Genomic DNA, 17,377 nt, shown 5'->3' with positions numbered 1-17,377 from the left:
GACCAGAATAAACTTAAAAACTATTTTAAAAAATCAAATAATGATCCCGGAGATAACTTTGCTATACGCCTTGGATCAGTTTGCTTTTTTAATGCAGTACTATATCTTTCAGCTAAAAATCTCAAAATTTTTAAGTGCGCTTTATTCGTAGCGTCTTTAAAAATATTCAAATTTTCAAGAAACAGATAGTATCTAACTAAATCATTTTTTGTTCCTCTCCATATTTTGTCAGAGGTTAGAAATTTAGGGAATAGTTGTTTCTCATATTCCAAAAAAGTCGTCTGATAATCTCTATAAATATAATTATCTAATTCATTTATGAAACCAAAATTATTCTCAAAAAGAACTCTTAAATTCTCAATTTTGCTCTCAAAACGGATTATAAACTCTGGGAAAAAAATTTCATTCTCATTAACTATTTTTTCAATGAAAAGTATATAGCCTCTTATTAACTCTCCTGCCACAAGTCTATTATATTTATTCAGTTCTAAATCCAAAATTTTCATTATTGCATTTTGACTTATGTCGATAATCTTGGAGATAAACTTTTTTTGATTTGCATCTGCACTTATTTCAGAAAGAGATTCTTCAAACCTTTCATAGTATGAGGTTGATAAATAAGCTATATATCTTTTTACACTATTTTTAAAATCATTATCGGATATATAGTTCGGGATTTCATTATAATTAAAGGAATAACTATCTCCTTTCCTATATTCTTCACACGGAAAATATTCTTTTTCAAATTCTTCTCCATTTCCATAAATAAAATATCTCCAACATTTTAAACAATTAATTAGAGGTTTTCTTAACCCTGTGATGCGAGGAGAAGAAATAAATTCAAAGGGATCTTCAAATTCAAAAATAAAATCTTTTTTGGTACCTTCTAGTTTAGGAATATAAAGCGCTTCAATTTGCTTTAATTCAGTTATAAAAAAAGGCTTAAACTCTTCTTCATTCATAAATTAAAAAATCCGCTAGTTGCAATATGAGTAGCTCTATCTTGTTTACTTATTCGAATATATTTACGAAATTCTTTTTCCGTTGAATGACCTGAAAAATACATTATATCATAAATAGACATTTTCTCTCTGTATTTATTTGTACAAAAACTCCTTCGTGCAGTATGAGTGGCAATTAAATTAAATTTCGATTCAGGTTTTTTCTTCTTTTTACCATTTTCAATATAATCCATAAAAATCTTATCATTGATATTGACCATCTGACCTACTTGCTTTATATACTCATTTATCTTCTGATCTGGCATTTTTGGAGGTGGATTATCTCCATATCGTTTCATTATTTCCCTTATTTCCACAGTTATGGGGCAATGAACTAATTTACCAGTCTTTTTCTGCTTAATTTCAAAATAATATACTCCATCTATATTTACAATATCATCCCGAGTTAACCCGTTGTAATCACTTACTCTTTGCCCAGTATAATATCCAATCAAAAAAATATCCCTAGCCCTCTCCAAATTATCATATTTACTTAAATCTTTATTTCTTATAGATTCAATCTCTTTAGGATTCAGATATATAGCTTTTGTTAATTCAGATTTCGCTTTAAAATCTCTTGCTTTAAAACGCTGGTTCACTTGAATTCCCTCATATTCTGCGCTTTTTAAAATGGTTTTTAAATTACCTATATGTTTCCCAATGGTATTAACTTTATATGATCTTTCTTTAAGGTAGTGAGTGAAGTTATTGTAAAAAGCTTTATCAAATTTGAGAAAATTTAATTCTTCATTTTTTTTCGCACTATATTCTTTTAACAAGCGAACGGTTTGTTTATAAGTTCTTAGAGTAACTATTTTTATCTCCTTCTCTTTTAATGAGAAAAAATAATCCGTGAATTGTAAAAAATTTAAATCACTGGATTTCGATAGACTTGTATTCTTATTAGTGAATTCATCTAATAAATTTCTTAACTGGCTTTTTTTAATTACCTCACCTTCGGCAATTAATCTAGAAAATTGCTTATTGATGTAAATTTCAAGATTACTAAAATATTCGTTTACTTCATCAGCATTTAGTATTCCTGCTTTAGTTGTTTTAATACGCTGCTTCTCATAATTCCAATCATTATAACAAGATTTATAACCAGTAGAATATTTGAATCTTTTACCTCCACCATAAGAAAAATGTAAGAAAATCAAACTTTCCTTTTTTGGAGATTCCTTTAAATTTTTGATCGATTCTTTGAAAGCGAATCTCACTTTCCCCTTTAAATTTTTGATCGTTCGCATAAACCTTATTTGAATGCTAATATCGTAAATAAATCAAAAGGGTGCTTATAAGGGTGCTTATAATTGTTAACAAAATGAAATTTTAATTAACTTCAATTAATCTCAAAACATAATAAATTCAGTTGCTAAAGCAGTTATACCATGCATTAGAATAAAATAAGATTAATTAAAGTTAAAAGCTAAGTGGTACTGGAGGCACCACCTTTAAAAACCCCTTGACAATAGTCTTGGGGTTTTTTTAATTTATACACAATGCATTATCTATATATCATATATTCGGAAAAACTTAAAAAATATTATGTAGGAGAAACTTCGGATATAGATCAAAGATTACAGCAACATAATTCACATTATTTTAAAAACAATTATACAAAAGGAGCTGAAGATTGGGTTGTCAAATTAAAATTTAGAACAAGTTCCAAAGATGAAGCCATCTTATTGGAGCGTTATATTAAAAGAATGAAAAGCAGGAAATTCACAGAAAAACTGATTGCGTTGCCGGCCATACTTGAGGATATTTTAAAAAATAAATAGTCCCTGGTTCCCCCGAATGGTCGGGGCTGGAGGCACCACCTTAAAAACCCCTTGACCTTTGTCTTGGGTTTTTTTAATTTATACACAATGCATTATCTATATATTATACCAATTTAACTATTAAAAGTCGTAATAAATGCATTTACATAATGGTGATTGCCAGTAATTGATTTTATTGTTTGCTTGCCCATATCTTTTACGGTTTGATGTAGCCATTGTTTAAGCTCCTGCATTGATTTAAACCTTTGATTTTTAAACCTATTTTTAATATACTGCCATACTTGTTCACACGGATTGAGTTCTGGAGTGTAAGGCGGAATTCTCAACAAATATATATTCTCGGGAACATTAATGTTTTTTGTCGAATGAAAACCAGCATTATCAATTATCACAATTTTAAATTCTTGAGGTTTGTATTTAGAGAAGTTCTCTAGATAAGCTTCGAAAACAGTAGTATCTACTCCATCAATTTCCCAGACAAAACTATTTCCGTTTATTGGGGAATAACTACCATATAGATAAGTTGTTTTAAATATGTGTTGATATTTGACAATAGGTTTGATCCCGCAGGCTGTTAAGTGTTTGCCGGTATGGGTCATCATACCAAATCGAGCTTCATCTTGAAAGTACAAATTTACTTGCTTATACTTGTTTTTATTTAGACTTGTTCTAATGTTGTCTAGGTCATTAGGGAGTTTTTAAAAAAGCTTTTCCAGCTTCTTCATCTTTTTTATAATGAGATTTACGGGGGCTTTTAAGCTTGGTCTTAAAATGCTTTATCAAATATTTGCGCAACCAATGGTATTGTATATCTATGTCAAATTCATTATTTACCCACGCTTGCGCATCCCAATATCCTAAAAATCCCTGGTCGCTAGAATTCAAACGTTTTTCAAGTTCCTTATGTATTTCAGGAGTGATTATTTTTGACTTTTTGTTCTTGGGCAAATCAGTCAATAAAAACGATATTCCATTTTCAAGATACTGTTTTGTCCAGCGTTGTTGGGTTCGTGGATCAATACCTAAATAATCGCAAAGCTCGTGGCGTGTTTTAAATTTGTTCTCTTTTAGATAGATTAAAAACATAACACGCTTTTCATGCTTTATATTAGTTTGACTTTTGCGGAGTGCCCTAAGCTCTTCAACGCTTTGGGTTATTGTAAATTCTTGTGGTTTTGCCATTAGTAAATATACAAAAAAAATAGCGACATTGTATAAGTAAATTGGTATTATATAGGATCATTTCCAAAAGTTGTGGGATTTTAGGATTAAGCAAAAACTGAAGTCCTCCCCGCAGGGGGAGGATTTAGGAGGGGATGGGAACGCAAATTTTTATATCTTATATCTCACCCCATCCCCCAGCCCTTCCCCAAGGAAAGGAAGAAAATATTTTATGATTATCGAGGCTTCTCTAAACTAGAGTCAAAATTTTATGTAGGTGAACATAAATCAAAGATTGCAACAGCGCAATTCGCACTATTTTAAAAATAATTATACAAAAGGAGCCGAAGATTGAATCCTGAAAGGGAAGTTTGCACCTACCTCAAAAGAAAATATTATTTAAAAAAAATAAATTATTTCAGAATCTCCTAACGAATTTTAGAAAGGCTGAAAAATGTCATTTTTTACCAATACTATTCCTAAATGACCTGATTTAATAAAAACCTTATTGAAATAATCTTAAACCAATCTTGGATCTTTAGCCGTTTCTTGGCGTGTTATCCATGCAAGGTTAATAGATATATAATCCAAATCGTTAACTACTTTTCCAAAACACAAATAAATTCCATTGCCCCGAAGCGGGTATTTTTCAGCTGCTTTTGGAAACTGCACAGTGTCAAAAACATCATTGTTCTCATCTGAGAAAGTCCCAAAATACATATATTTGTTATTCATGGTAGTTGTTTTTTTTGCAGTAATTAAATTTCCATAGACCAAAACATCCTGACCCACATAATTCCCTAGATTTTTAGCTTTTACTGAGTTTGCCGTTTTATTTTTAAGCAAATCAAAATGACTACATAGCGGAAACCCCAACAACTCTATCTGGTCGAATGCATCGATCAAACTAGAATAGGAAAATTGTGGCAATACAAAATCCCTATGTTGAGTTTTAAATAAAGGGGTTTGGATTGATTGCGTCTTGGAGCTGCTTAATTTAAAATGTGCTTTCCACAATAATTCATGCTTATCTATTCCTGTAAACCTAAACGCATCTATCCTTACTAAAATACGCAGTTGTTCTATAGAAATAGAAATACGATCCACAAAGTCATCAAAAGAAGCAAAAGGCCCAAAAAACTGACGATTTTCTAGAATTTGCTGAACGAGCCTAGTTTCTAGCTCTTTCAAATAACCAAATCCTAAGTATACATCGCTACCAAAAATAACATTGGGATGATCACTTTTATTCATACAAGGAGCATGAACCTTACCTCCACATTTTCGAATTTCTTGCACATAGGTTTCTTTTGAATAAAATCCGCCCCCATTATTAAGCACTGCAACCATAAACTCCAACGGGAAATAGCATTTTAAATATAGACTTTGATAACTCTCTATGGCATAAGAAGCAGAATGCCCTTTAGGAAATGCATAGCCGGCAAAGGACGAAATTTGCTCCCAAACCTCACTTGTTAAAGTGGTACTATACCCCCTTTTTTCGCAATTATTCCGGAAGTTTTTTTCTATTTTCTCCATTTGCCCACTTGAAGTTTTTTTACCACTCATTCCTCGCCGTAATACATCGGCATCATCAAAACTCAAGCCTGCAAATTGGTGGGCAACCTTCATTACATCTTCTTGGTACACCATGATTCCATAAGTATCTTCCATGATCTCATACATTACCGGGTGTGCTTGTTTTCTAAGCTGTGGATCTCGATGGCGTTTTATATATTCTTCTTTCATCCCTCCGCTGGAAATCCCAGGACGAATAATAGAACTGGCAGCTACCAAATTCAAATAATTATCTGTTTGCAACTTAATGAGCAAGCCTCGCATTGCAGGAGATTCTACATAAAAGACCCCCATACAATCTCCTGCTTTAAGTAAATTATTTATTTTTGGATCGTTCTTAAAAACCTCTACATCATCAATATCCAAGATCTTAGCCTTGGGTTGATTTTTTTTGATGATCTCAATTGCATCCGTGATTTTTGAAAGACCTCGCTGGGAGAGGACATCAAATTTATGGATGCCCACATCCTCCGCAATGTTCATATCAATTTGGATAGTTTCAAAACCTTTTGGCGGCAAAAAAGTTCCCGCATAATTATAAATAGGATCATTCAGAATTAAAATCCCACCCGAGTGCACACTCAAATAATTGGGAAAACCTTCAATTAAAGAACTGTATTGAATTACCAGTTTTTCAACTTCATCCAATTCCGAATAATTAAAAAACCCACTGGAAAGCTTATCGATCTCCATTTTAGGCAGGCCAAAGACTTTTCCCAACTCCCTTAATACTGCCCTTCTTTTAAAAGTGACATAGGTTCCCATTAATGCAGTATTCTTGTATTTATTAAAAATATACTGCGTGATATTATCGCGATCTTTCCAAGAAAAATCGATATCAAAATCGGGAGGGGATTTTCGATTTGCATTAATAAAGCGTTCAAAATACAAATTCAATTCTATGGGATCTACATTGGTGATCCCCAAGATGTAGGCTATAATTGAATTCGCACCACTCCCTCGGCCAACGAACTGAAAATTTTTGGATCGCGCATAGTTCACAATATCCAGGTTGATCAAAAAATAAGAAACAAATCCCAATTTTATAATTGCATCCAACTCTTTGGTTACGCGTTCCTTTATTTTAGTGGTAATTATGGAGTAACGATCAGGAATCTTTTCTTCGCACAAATGCTTCAGTTGTTCAATGTCTTCAGCTTTATTTTTTCCATAAACCAGCAAGTTTCTATTTTGGCCCGTTCCAAAATCGAATTTCACATCGCAACTTTTCATCAACTTACGGGTATTCTCTAAAATATGCTCAAAACCCTTGAAAGAAGCCTCTAATTCTTCCTGCCCTAACATTTGCTCCGAGAGCGAACCTTGTTCACTTTTTGGCAATTTACTCAGTAAGGTGTTGTTGTCTATTGCCCGCAAAAGCCTATGTGCATTATAATCTTTTTTACTGCGAAAGCTAACGGATTGCAGCAGTACCAGTTTTTTGCTGAATTTTAAATAATGGGAAAACTTTAATTTTCGAAGGCTTTCCACCGAAATGCCAATAAATTCATTTTCCTCAAAAATGGTTTTTTTCAGGGCGACTACTTTTTCAAAAGGATAAATAACATAACAGTCTTTTAATAAAGGTGCTTTAGCTGAAAATTCTTTCTGAACATGAAGATGGATGGATAAATGTTCGTTAAGTTGCCTAAAACCTTCATTGTTTCTTGCAATGCCCACATATTGCTGAGAAACCCCATTTCTAAAATCGATCCCAACCAAAGGCTTAATTCCATACTCTGACGCGATTTTTAAAAAACCAAGGCAACCAGAAGTATTGTTGATATCTGTAACTGCAAGAGATTTTACTCTGTGCTTTACGGCTAATTCACATAAAGCCTCTATAGAAAAAGTCCCGTAGCGCAAAGAAAACCAAGTATGTGAATTTAGATACATTGTAAAAATTTATAATTTGAAGTTGTTCTACTGCTTGCGATGTGCCAAGACCGTTGGGGGCTCCCCATTAAACGGATTGGACATTCTACCAATAGTTTTGGTTCCCATGGCAACCGCACGCATTACACTCCGCTCCCCGTATTTGTTTTTTATTTTATCGAGGGAGTTGTAGAGGTTCAACATTTGTTCGGAATCATCAAAAAGATTGATTTGATAATTCCCTCCAACCAGTCCGCTGAATTTTACTCCTATCAACCTTATTAATAACCTGCGATTATAAAGTTGCTTAAATAATTCTTCCACTTTTGAAATAAGAATATGATCTGCACTGGTATAAGTGATTTTAGCTTGTTTGGTATACGTGTTAAAATCTGAATACCTAATCTTAACACTCACGCTGGAAGTGAGTTTATTGCCCCTACGCAGTTGGTAAGCCAAACTCTCTGCCATGGCGATCAAAGAGGCGTGTAGTTTGGATATATCTATAGTGTCTTGCGCAAATGTACGCTCTGTAGAAATGGATTTTCGGTCATGAAAAGGAATAATGGGAGAATCATCTATTCCAAGGGCACGCTTCCAAATTGTGCGTCCATTCTTACCTAGCACACTCTCCATCATTTCTACCGGCATTTCTTGGATTGTCCTAATTTTGCGTACTCCCAAGTTCATTAATACCTGAAAAGTCTTACTTCCAATCATAGGGATGCTCCTAACCGAAAGCGGCGCTAGGAATTTTTTTTCTTCTCCATAATCAATAATTTTCTCGGCATTGGGCTTCGCTACACCAGTTGCTATTTTAGACACCACTTTGTTTTGGGACAATCCAAAAGAAATGGGCAACCCGCTTTCCTTTATAATAGTTTGCCGAAGCTCATGTGCGAATTTCTGTATTCCAAAAAATTTATCCATTCCGCTTAAATCGGCATAAAATTCATCTACACTTGCTTTTTCAAATGCTGGAACTTTACTTGTAATAATATCTGTAACTATTTTGGAATGTTGGGTATAGGTGCCAGCATTGCCTTTAATCACAATTGCTTCAGGACAAAGTTGTCGAGCAACTTTCATAGCCATCCCAGAGCGAACACCAAAACCACGGGTTTCATAACTACATGCCGCTACTACCCCACGATCCCCCATTCCCCCAACAAGCAAGGGCTTGTTTTTCAACTCAGAATTTATATGGCGCTCCACAGAGACAAAAAATGCATCTAGATCGAGGTGGATAATGGATTTTGTTTTCATAATTTTGGAATAATTCCCATAAAATGGAATAATTCCAAAATTACTGATATTTTCTAAATTCAGCTATGCTTTCTAATTTTAAAAATACAGATGTTGATAAGTGTTTAGATTCCCGAAAAACCTTCAACTTAAAAAGCATGAAAATTCATAATTTCCAATGTAATTATTGCTGAAAAACAGTAGTAAGTCTAAGCTTAGAAACCTATTTTCTATGCTTGACAGCGATTTCCTTTAATTTCTCCACGCTTAAAGGTTTGCTCAAAAAACCTGAGACCTCTTTGTAAGATTCGGCCTTGTCCCTATCTGAATGTGCAATGGAAGAAGTAACTATATAAATAATGGTTTGAAGATGAAAATTTGGCCTGAGCGCAATTAAATTGTCCAAAAATTGCCATCCATCCATTTGGGGCATATTAATGTCCAGAAGAATGATTTCCGGCAGTACATATTCAGGCGACTTGAATATCTCAATAGCCTCAATCCCATCATCATAAAAACACATAGAATCAAACTCTGAAGTACGTTCTACCACTTTTTTTATAATAAGCTGATAGATCTTATCGTCATCTATTATGCAAATATCTTTTTTCATTTAAAACACACTTTAAAGGTGGTGCCCACCCCAACCTTACTTTCAACAAAAATTTCACCACCCATGGCATTTATCTGATTTCTAGTAATAAACAAACCTATTCCGCGAGAGTTGGGAGCAGTTGTAAAAGTTTTGTACAGCCCAAAAAGCTTATCTCCATGGCACTCCATATCTATACCTATCCCATTATCCTTGACAAAGAGGATCCATGCCCCATTTTCTCGTGTTCCTTTAATTGATATTTCCAATTTTCTTTCAGGTTCTCTAAACCTAAGTGCATTGGTAAGAAAGTTCAAGAGCACACTTTCTAAATATGCGGGATTAAAATCTATCACCATTTCATCTGGGACATCCCTTCTAATAATAGCAGCTTTCCTGTTAATCTGTACTTCCAACAATTCTATCGTTTTATCTAAAAAGACATTGACATTTAAAGGTTCCACTTTTAAATCCAAATTTGTCCCTATGGAAACCACTTCATTAAGATCATCCAAAGTTAGGTTCAATGCATTTCCAACTTTAGAAAGCAACTCTATATAATTGCTCTTTTCGTCTTCAATATCTGTAGTGTTATATAGGCTTAAAATTGCCTGAATATTGCTGGAGTGCGACCTTAAATTGTGGGACACTATGTAGGAAAAATTCAAGAGCCTCCTATTTTGTTCCATTACCATTTGATAGGATTTATTTAAATTGATCTCCGCCTCTTTTTTCTCGCTCACATCCCTAAAGTTTCCCACAATTCCATTAATGTTGGGATCCTCCAATAAACTTGTTATGGTAGATTCGGCCCAGCGCCATTCCCCCATCTTATTGATCAACCTTACCGGATTGCCCACAATAGGCTGCTTGGGATTTTGAATAGCTGTATGTATTTGTTGCTGAAAAACCTTAAAATCTTCCGGGTGAACCAATGATCCTAAATTAAGGGATTTAATTTCAGCTTCAGAATACCCCGAAAGCTTTTCACTGGATGGAGAAGTATAAATCGCCTTTCCTTCTTTAGAAAAAATGGTCAACACTTCTGCTCCATTTTCTACAAGTGCACGATATCTTTTTTCTTTGTGCGTGAGTTCTTCCTGTGCTAAAACCGTTTCTGTAATATCTTCAATAAGCGCAATATGGGCAGTAGTTGTAGATCCTTTTTTCCACAATGGGGAAACAGAAAGGTTGATCCACAAAAAATTTCCGTTTTTCTGAATTAAACGTTTTTTCAAACTATACTCACGAAGCTTCCCATTTAGAAGCTGTTGCATTAAAGAAATATTTTCATCAATTTCAGAGGGATCTGAAATATCTTTAAAATTCATGTTCCTCAATTCTGCATGGGTATAGCCCGAAAGTTCTTCAAATCGCTTATTGGTTTCCAAAAATTTGCCAGTGGCTGTTTCCACGCGCACCATCCCAATGGCGGCTTGGCTGAAAATACTTCGGAATTTTAATTCGCTCGTAGCCAATTCGCTGGCCTGAGAATTTACCAAAGCTTGAAGTCTGGCAGGTTGTTTAAATAAAAGAACAACCATCCAACTTAACCAAGTTGCAATTAGAAGTATAAAAAAAGTAAGTGGGATCAACTCATAAAATGCTTCTTTAGGATTATTGAGTGCTATATAAAATTTCCAATCCCCATCTGGTAGAACAATGGTTTCTGCAATGTTATATTCTATATCCAGATCGTTCTTAAGGAAAAATTGTTCTTTTTTGGTTTCAGGATCAATTTTGGAGAATTGAAACAAGTATTTATCCCCCGCCAGCTTTTCCAGTTGAGCTTGTTCCAATAAACTTTCAAGTTTTATAATTACCGCAGAAAAACCCCAAAATTTACTATTTTTAAAAACCGGAAGTCGACCAATAACCGCAGTACCCCCTTGTTTTAAATCTAAAGGACCAGCAAAATACATTTTTCTAGCCTCTATCGCCTTAAGCGCCTCATTCCGTGTTTTAGGATCCTGTAAAATATCATAGCCTAAAACCGCCTTGTTCCTTTTATAAGGATATACTTTTTGTATTACACCGCCAGGAACTAATTGTACGGCATCTATTACGGGATGTTGTTCCAATAAAAGCGGAACGTTTTCTTCAAAATTTGTGATATTGCCTTTATCATCTATTAATAGGCCCATACTTAGGGCAACAGAATAACTATCCTTTAATGAACTATTGAGGTTCTGCTCTAAAAGGTTGATTACATTTACCATCCCCCGTTCTTCGGTCTCTTTAATGATTTGATATCTCTGATAAAGCAGATAGGATCCCACTAAAAAAAGAAATACAAACGAAAATATTCCTGCCCAAATTGGACGTGAAAAAAGAGGGTTTTTGGGTAATTTAGAACCTTTTTTACGGCTCATTTTGGGGGAGATATAGGTTGAAGTTTATTTATTTTTAAATATATGATTTGGGCATATAATTGTTAATTATATATTAAATATATATAATTTAAGTGTAAAAATGTTAATTATAATTGATTAATAGACATGTGCCTTCCCAACCTGGCCTATTTAGGCATCACTTTTTAAGGATTTCAAGAAATATTTAGGGTTTACTCCATACTTTTCTTTAAAGATCTTAGAAAAATAACTTCTATTATTTAACCCAATGGCAAGCACAATCTCTGAAATATTTTTGTCAGAATTCATCAACATGTCTTTAGCTGCTTCCAACTTAATATTTTGAATATATTTATTCACGGTTAGCTCGTACACATACTTAAAACCTTCTTGAAGTTTGTTAACATTGGTACCCGCTTCCTTAGCCAAATTCTCCACCGTTAAATTACTGCTTAAATCCCCTGCAATTCTTTTGGCAACATAATCTACCTTTTGAATATCGGATTTTCTTAATATTTTAGGCAGTTTGTCTTCAGCCTCATCATCTTGATATTGCGCAATTTGAACCACCAGCATCTGGAAGGACTTGCCTTCTAAGAAAAGGGACCTTAAAAATCCTGTGTGCTCCTTATTGTTCATTTCATCCATTAAATCGGCTGCCTTCATGCTATAATTCCCTTGGTAGAAAAATTGATTTTTAGAAACCTCATCTTTAAAAAGGGCCTTTAAAGTATCGTCCAGGTCCTGAAAATTATAGTTTGATCTGTGAGAAAAAGTAGCGCGAATTATTTCCAAGCTAGAAACATGGGTTTGCACATTTGCTTTAAAGTATAGTACATGGCCATTATAACCACTACTGGAAACTACAATATTTTGATAAGCTTCAATTTTATTCATTTCTTCAGAATCCTGAAAAGAGTGTGAAACAGATCCTTCAGAACAAAAAATGAATTTTAAAGGATGAATACTATTTAAAGTAAAATGAATTTCCACATCCTCATAAAATTTGCAATTATAGGAGATCACCCCAATCCCAGAATCAAAATTCGAAGCATTTATAGTTCCTTCCCCCAATTCATTTGGGATTTTTAATATTTGTTCTCCGCCATCATTATCAAGAGGTACGTTTAAATATTCTGAAATATCCTGAATAATTTCATTAACGGGCAATGTCTTAACTGCAATTTTCATAAACAAAATTTCTGTTATAAGCTTCAAAACTAGTTTTACATAAACTTTAACTTTCCTGCCGGGAAATCAAGTCTTTAAAACACTACCAAAAATAAGTTAACCAAACAGATAATACAATCATAATAGTAAATAACCGCAACATAAATGCGTATAACGTTATTGAAATAATTATTAGTCTAAAACACTAAGTTGTTAATTTTAGTTAAGAATCGTCGTATTCGTGTTAAGGATTTCTTTAATAACGGTACTATTTTTGCCAAAATATCATCAAATTTGTTTTCTCTAAAAGATTCTATTTAGCTCCCCGCGAAACTTTTAAGTTAAAATTGCTGCTATGGATGTTATACTTATTTTATTGGCTATGGAAATTTTGCTTGTGGTTTTTCTTACAATTTTCTTTATTCGTAAAAATAACTAAATCTTTTCCCGCCATTCGATGTTTATTACCAGCCCTAATGGGTTCGCAATCTTATTTTCCCAAATATTTTTATACTCTATTTTTTTAGATATCTTGTTGCGCAAGTTTTAAGCGAAATCCCTTTTATAAATGATTGGACAAACAGAGGCTTCAAATTAATTCAGTTTAAAAATTGCCATAACGGTTATTTCACGATTAATTATAATGATTAGGGCAGCCATAAAATCCCAATCCCATTTCCTTAAAACCAAAATTGCTTTAAACACGTAAGTATTTCGTAGATTTTACGATAAAAGAAACATGCTATAAAAGATAATTATGTCTAAAACCTATTATGACCCCGCCGATTTAAGAAAATTTGGAAATATTACCGAATGGAACGAAGAATTGGGCTCCAAATTTTTCGATTATTATGGAAAAGTTTTTGAAGAAGGCGCGCTTTCCGCACGTGAAAAGTCTCTAATCGCATTGGCAGTTTCCCATGTGGTACAATGTCCTTATTGTATAGATGCATACACCAAGGATGGACTGCAAAAAGGGATAGATAAAGAAGAAATGATGGAAGCTGTACACGTTGGGGCTGCAATTAAAAGTGGTGCTACCCTAGTGCACGGAGTGCAAATGATGAATAAATATGATAAACTAAGCATGTAATATGCTGAGCGTACAGCATATTAATTAATTTTACCAGTTTACTTTTTTATAATACTGAAATCAAGAACCTCGGGGCAAGCCCACGAGGTATATATTGGAAAATATTTTTAAAAATTCGAGGCAAGCCTCGGGAATTAAACCCTCAATGAGGGATTAAAAAAACATATGGCTTTATTAAAATCATTGGCAGCAAGAAAAGACGATCTTTCGAGCCCCGCCAACCAATTGGAATTTTTGAGCAATGGGATCTTCAAAAAGGGGAAATTACCCTTGTTTAAAGATAAAATCGCCGAAACAGATCATTTCCCCTTAAAACCTAAAAAACTCGAAATTCTCCAATTGAATTTAGGGTATATGTGCAATCAAGTATGTTCCCACTGCCATGTAGATGCAGGCCCCGATCGTAAAGAGATCATGACCATGGAAACCATGGAACAATGCCTTGAAGTAATTAGAAATACCGGCGCCCACACTTTAGATCTTACAGGTGGAGCTCCAGAGATGAACCCGAATTTTCGTTGGTTCGTAGAAGAAGCGTCAAAAGCCGGGATCAAGGATTTTATTGTGCGCTCCAACCTTACCATTATTTTAGCGAACAAGAAATATCATGATCTCCCAGAATTTTTCAAAAAACATAGAATCCATGTTGCGTCTTCCCTTCCTTTTTATAAAAGGGAAAAAACAGATAAACAACGGGGTAATGGTGTTTTCGATAAATCCATTAAAGCACTGCAAATGCTTAACGCTGTTGGATATGCTCAAGAAGGGACCGGCTTAAAGTTGGACTTGGTCTACAACCCATCAGGTGCTTTTCTTCCCACAAATCAACAAGCCTTGGAGCAAGATTTTAAAGTGGCGTTAAAAGAGGATTTTAATATAGATTTCAATAGTTTATTTGCAATTACAAACCTTCCTATAAGCAGGTTCTTGGAATATCTAATTGCTTCAGAAAATTATGAAGATTATATGTATGCCCTTGTTGAAGCCTACAATCCTACCGCTGTGGAAAACGTAATGTGCACCAATACCATTTCCATTAGTTGGGATGGATGGTTGTACGATTGTGATTTCAACCAGATGCTGGATCTAAAAGTCGCGAGTAAAGTTCAACATATTAGCAACTATAATGAAGACCTGTTAAATGATAGAAAAATCATTGTTTCCCAACATTGTTATGGTTGTACGGCAGGTGCGGGAAGTAGTTGCCAAGGAACAGTAGCATAATCTCAAGTTAAATGAGCCTAAAGCACACTTTTTTACTATTTTTTCTTTTTAACCTAAGCTCCCTTGTGGCCCAAGAACCTTTGGATAAATTATTATCTAAATATAACTCCCACAGTATTCCTTATATTTCTGTGGAAGGATTAAAAATGCAAAGTGAAAATGAAGAAGTTTATATTTTGGATTCCCGGGAAATGGAAGAGTTTGAAGTGAGCCACCTTAAAAATTCCATTTTTGTGGGATACCATAATTTTTCGGTAGCTAATGTTACTTCAAAAATCAAGGATAAAAACGCTGCAATAGTGGTGTATTGCTCTTTGGGGATACGCTCCGGGAATATTTCAGAAAAACTGAAGCACGCAGGATACACCAACATACAGAATCTCTACGGCGGAATTTTTGAATGGAAGAACAAAGGCTATAGCGTATACGATGCTTCCAATAAAGAAACCCAAAAGGTCCATGCTTTTTCGAAGCATTGGTCAAAATATTTAACCAAAGGCGAAAAGGTTTACAAATGATAAAGAACGTCATTCTGAACTTGTTTCAGAATCTCTCAACACTAATAACCAATACAACAAATTAGACCCTGAAATAAACTACCATTGACGGATTTTTATTTATTTGTGAATCCAAGACCCTGAAACCAGTTCAGGGTGACGATGCGGAATTGTCGTCATGCTGAACTTGTTTCAGCATCTCATAAGCTTATATGAAAAGGACGTCAATTCCCTACGCTAGATAATTTTTTTTATCACAGGTCTCAGGGTGACGAAACAACTATATTTCAAGAAAGCGGCTCTACATTAATTCTTTAAAATTTTATAAAATTGAAACCAAGAAATTTACTTCTCATTTTTACCCGAAATCCTGAGCTGGGCAAAGTTAAAACCAGACTGGCCAAAGATCTTGGAGATCAAACCGCATTGGATATTTATAAATTCCTATTGGATCATACGGTTGCAGTTACTTCATCGCTGCCAATTACCAAGGAAGTTCATTATTCAGAAACAATCCGTGAAAACGATATTTGGGATGCCTCCATATACCAAAAAAAGCAACAAGTAGGAGAAGATCTTGGAGATAGAATGAAAAATGCATTTATCGAAGGGTTTAAAAATGGCTATTCCAATATTATAATTATTGGAAGCGACATGTACGATATCAATTCCAAAGAATTAATGGATGCATTTAAAGAACTGGATGCTAAAGATTTTGTGATAGGACCGGCAGAAGATGGTGGTTATTATTTATTGGGAATGCGTAAATTGGAGCCTGCTATATTTGCAAATAAGGAATGGGGAACCCAAAGCGTATTAAAAGCTACGCTACAAGATATAGATCGAGAAAATATAGCTATTTTAGAGGTAAAAAATGATGTGGACTATTATAGCGACATCAAAGAACACAAAGCTTTTCAACAATTTTTTCTATAGAATATGATAAATAAAATACAAGAAACTTCAAATTATTTAAAAGACAAAGGTTTTAATGCTCCCGAAATAGGGGTGATTTTAGGAACCGGATTAAGTAACTTCCCTAGTGAGATAGAGGTTTTGGCTGAAGTTAGCTACAATGAGATCCCTCATTTTCCAACCGCCACCGTAGAATTCCATAAAGGAAAATTGATCTTCGGAAACTTGGAAGGGAAGAAGGTAATTGTAATGCAAGGCCGGTTTCACCTATATGAAGGCTATGCCCCAGAAGAGGTAACATATCCGGTAAGGGTCATGAAAGAACTAGGGATCCGAAAATTATTGGTTTCCAATGCGGCAGGCGCTACAAACCTCGACTTTAAAAATGGAGAACTTATGTTGATAGTGGATCATATTAATTTGCTGGGTGGCTCTCCGTTGGCATTTAAAGGCGTAGAAAAACTAGGGGAACGTTTTATAGATATGTGTGATCCCTATGACCTTGAAATGAACTCGGCATTGGAAAAAATTGCGAAAGAGCATTCCATTAAATTGAATAAAGGCGTGTATGCTTCAGTGCTTGGTCCACAACTGGAAACCAGGGCAGAATACCGTTACCTAAGGATAATTGGAGCCGATGCCGTGGGAATGAGCACGATACCAGAAGTAATTGTGGCAAAGCATTTAAACCTTCCAGTATCCGCTATTTCAGTAATTACAGATGAAGGAAACCCGGACGACCTAAAGCCCGTAGATATAAGTGAGATCATCGCAATGGCCGAAAAAGCAGAACCAGATATGATCTTGTTGTTCAAAGAATTGATTAAAATTATCTAAGTGTTGTAATTATTTTACGTTTAGTTCTACTTAGCACATAGAGCCACCCTAATA

Annotated in this window: 15 protein-coding genes; 6 read left to right on the top strand and 9 right to left on the bottom strand. The window is 34.4% G+C overall.

Annotation, left to right across the window (positions count from 1 at the left end; all coding sequences use genetic code 11):
- Positions 1-20 precede the first annotated feature (20 nt).
- The gene (locus JM83_RS08625) at positions 21-962 is read right to left on the bottom strand and encodes a hypothetical protein (RefSeq protein ID WP_144961213.1); all 942 of its coding nucleotides are present in this window, start codon (positions 960-962) and stop codon (positions 21-23) included.
- Positions 959-2,251, bottom strand: coding sequence for a tyrosine-type recombinase/integrase (locus JM83_RS08620; RefSeq protein WP_144961210.1), 1,293 nt, complete (start codon positions 2,249-2,251; stop codon positions 959-961). Before JM83_RS08620 ends, JM83_RS08625 begins: the two co-directional genes overlap by 4 nt.
- A 252-nt stretch (positions 2,252-2,503) precedes the next feature.
- Between JM83_RS08620 and JM83_RS08615 the strand changes: the two genes are divergently transcribed.
- The gene (locus tag JM83_RS08615) at positions 2,504-2,785 is read left to right on the top strand and encodes a GIY-YIG nuclease family protein (RefSeq protein WP_144961208.1); all 282 of its coding nucleotides are present in this window, start codon (positions 2,504-2,506) and stop codon (positions 2,783-2,785) included.
- Between the two features lie 113 nt (positions 2,786-2,898).
- On the opposite strand, the gene JM83_RS08610 is transcribed toward JM83_RS08615, so the two are convergent.
- The 7 genes from JM83_RS08610 to JM83_RS08580 all read right to left on the bottom strand — a co-directional run bounded on the left by JM83_RS08610 (position 2,899) and on the right by JM83_RS08580 (position 12,778).
- The gene (locus JM83_RS08610) at positions 2,899-3,459 is read right to left on the bottom strand and encodes an IS630 family transposase (RefSeq protein ID WP_144961206.1); all 561 of its coding nucleotides are present in this window, start codon (positions 3,457-3,459) and stop codon (positions 2,899-2,901) included.
- Between the two features lie 13 nt (positions 3,460-3,472).
- A complete protein-coding gene (locus tag JM83_RS08605; protein ID WP_186434943.1) occupies positions 3,473-3,871 on the bottom strand; it encodes a winged helix-turn-helix domain-containing protein in 399 nt (132 codons plus the stop codon).
- 594 nt (positions 3,872-4,465) lie between these two features.
- Positions 4,466-7,420 (bottom strand): DNA polymerase III subunit alpha, encoded by a 2,955-nt coding sequence (locus tag JM83_RS08600; protein WP_144961204.1) that lies wholly within the window; start codon positions 7,418-7,420, stop codon positions 4,466-4,468.
- A gap of 27 nt (positions 7,421-7,447) precedes the next feature.
- Positions 7,448-8,665 (bottom strand): DNA polymerase IV, encoded by a 1,218-nt coding sequence (dinB, locus tag JM83_RS08595; RefSeq protein ID WP_144961202.1) that lies wholly within the window; start codon positions 8,663-8,665, stop codon positions 7,448-7,450.
- Between the two features lie 202 nt (positions 8,666-8,867).
- On the bottom strand, positions 8,868-9,257 hold the full coding sequence (locus tag JM83_RS08590; RefSeq protein ID WP_144961200.1) for a response regulator: 390 nt from the start codon (positions 9,255-9,257) through the stop codon (positions 8,868-8,870).
- Complete coding sequence (locus JM83_RS08585) at positions 9,254-11,608, bottom strand: PAS domain S-box protein (protein ID WP_144961198.1); 2,355 nt, start codon at positions 11,606-11,608, stop codon at positions 9,254-9,256. The genes JM83_RS08590 and JM83_RS08585 overlap by 4 nt, the downstream gene beginning before the upstream one ends.
- A gap of 150 nt (positions 11,609-11,758) precedes the next feature.
- Positions 11,759-12,778, bottom strand: coding sequence for a helix-turn-helix domain-containing protein (locus JM83_RS08580; RefSeq protein WP_144961196.1), 1,020 nt, complete (start codon positions 12,776-12,778; stop codon positions 11,759-11,761).
- A gap of 736 nt (positions 12,779-13,514) precedes the next feature.
- Between JM83_RS08580 and JM83_RS08575 the strand changes: the two genes are divergently transcribed.
- From JM83_RS08575 to JM83_RS08555, 5 genes are all read left to right on the top strand, one after another.
- Entirely contained in the window at positions 13,515-13,850 is a 336-nt protein-coding gene (locus JM83_RS08575) for an arsenosugar biosynthesis-associated peroxidase-like protein (RefSeq protein WP_010229886.1), read from the top strand.
- A gap of 165 nt (positions 13,851-14,015) precedes the next feature.
- Positions 14,016-15,074: an arsenosugar biosynthesis radical SAM (seleno)protein ArsS gene (gene arsS, locus JM83_RS08570; protein WP_144961194.1), complete on the top strand. Its 1,059-nt coding sequence runs from the start codon at positions 14,016-14,018 to the stop codon at positions 15,072-15,074.
- Between the two features lie 11 nt (positions 15,075-15,085).
- The gene (locus JM83_RS08565; protein ID WP_144961192.1) at positions 15,086-15,592 is read left to right on the top strand and encodes a rhodanese-like domain-containing protein; all 507 of its coding nucleotides are present in this window, start codon (positions 15,086-15,088) and stop codon (positions 15,590-15,592) included.
- A 309-nt stretch (positions 15,593-15,901) separates the two neighbouring features.
- A complete protein-coding gene (locus tag JM83_RS08560) occupies positions 15,902-16,507 on the top strand; it encodes a TIGR04282 family arsenosugar biosynthesis glycosyltransferase (protein ID WP_186434972.1) in 606 nt (201 codons plus the stop codon).
- Between the two features lie 3 nt (positions 16,508-16,510).
- Positions 16,511-17,323 carry a purine-nucleoside phosphorylase gene (locus JM83_RS08555; protein ID WP_144961188.1) on the top strand — a complete coding sequence of 271 codons (813 nt, stop codon included), beginning with the start codon at positions 16,511-16,513 and terminating at the stop codon, positions 17,321-17,323.
- Positions 17,324-17,377: the final 54 nt, after the last annotated feature.

Origin of the sequence: Gillisia sp. Hel_I_86 (genome assembly GCF_007827275.1) — a bacterium.
Lineage (GTDB): Bacteria > Bacteroidota > Bacteroidia > Flavobacteriales > Flavobacteriaceae > Gillisia.
The sequence above is the reverse complement of the archived record's forward strand: the minus strand, read 5'-3'. Positions and strand labels throughout refer to the sequence as shown.

Bases quoted from the DNA above. Each gene is read 5' to 3' on its own strand.
- JM83_RS08625 (WP_144961213.1), bottom strand. From the start codon at position 962: ATGAATGAAGAAGAGTTTAAGCCTTTTTTTATAACTGAATTAAAGCAA.
- JM83_RS08620 (WP_144961210.1), bottom strand. From the start codon at position 2,251: ATGCGAACGATCAAAAATTTAAAGGGGAAAGTGAGATTCGCTTTCAAA.
- JM83_RS08615 (WP_144961208.1), top strand. From the start codon at position 2,504: ATGCATTATCTATATATCATATATTCGGAAAAACTTAAAAAATATTAT.
- JM83_RS08605 (WP_186434943.1), bottom strand. From the start codon at position 3,871: ATGTTTTTAATCTATCTAAAAGAGAACAAATTTAAAACACGCCACGAG.
- JM83_RS08600 (WP_144961204.1), bottom strand. From the start codon at position 7,420: ATGTATCTAAATTCACATACTTGGTTTTCTTTGCGCTACGGGACTTTT.
- dinB (WP_144961202.1), bottom strand. From the start codon at position 8,665: ATGAAAACAAAATCCATTATCCACCTCGATCTAGATGCATTTTTTGTC.
- JM83_RS08590 (WP_144961200.1), bottom strand. From the start codon at position 9,257: ATGAAAAAAGATATTTGCATAATAGATGACGATAAGATCTATCAGCTT.
- JM83_RS08585 (WP_144961198.1), bottom strand. From the start codon at position 11,608: ATGAGCCGTAAAAAAGGTTCTAAATTACCCAAAAACCCTCTTTTTTCA.
- JM83_RS08580 (WP_144961196.1), bottom strand. From the start codon at position 12,778: ATGAAAATTGCAGTTAAGACATTGCCCGTTAATGAAATTATTCAGGAT.
- JM83_RS08575 (WP_010229886.1), top strand. From the start codon at position 13,515: ATGTCTAAAACCTATTATGACCCCGCCGATTTAAGAAAATTTGGAAAT.
- arsS (WP_144961194.1), top strand. From the start codon at position 14,016: ATGGCTTTATTAAAATCATTGGCAGCAAGAAAAGACGATCTTTCGAGC.
- JM83_RS08565 (WP_144961192.1), top strand. From the start codon at position 15,086: ATGAGCCTAAAGCACACTTTTTTACTATTTTTTCTTTTTAACCTAAGC.
- JM83_RS08555 (WP_144961188.1), top strand. From the start codon at position 16,511: ATGATAAATAAAATACAAGAAACTTCAAATTATTTAAAAGACAAAGGT.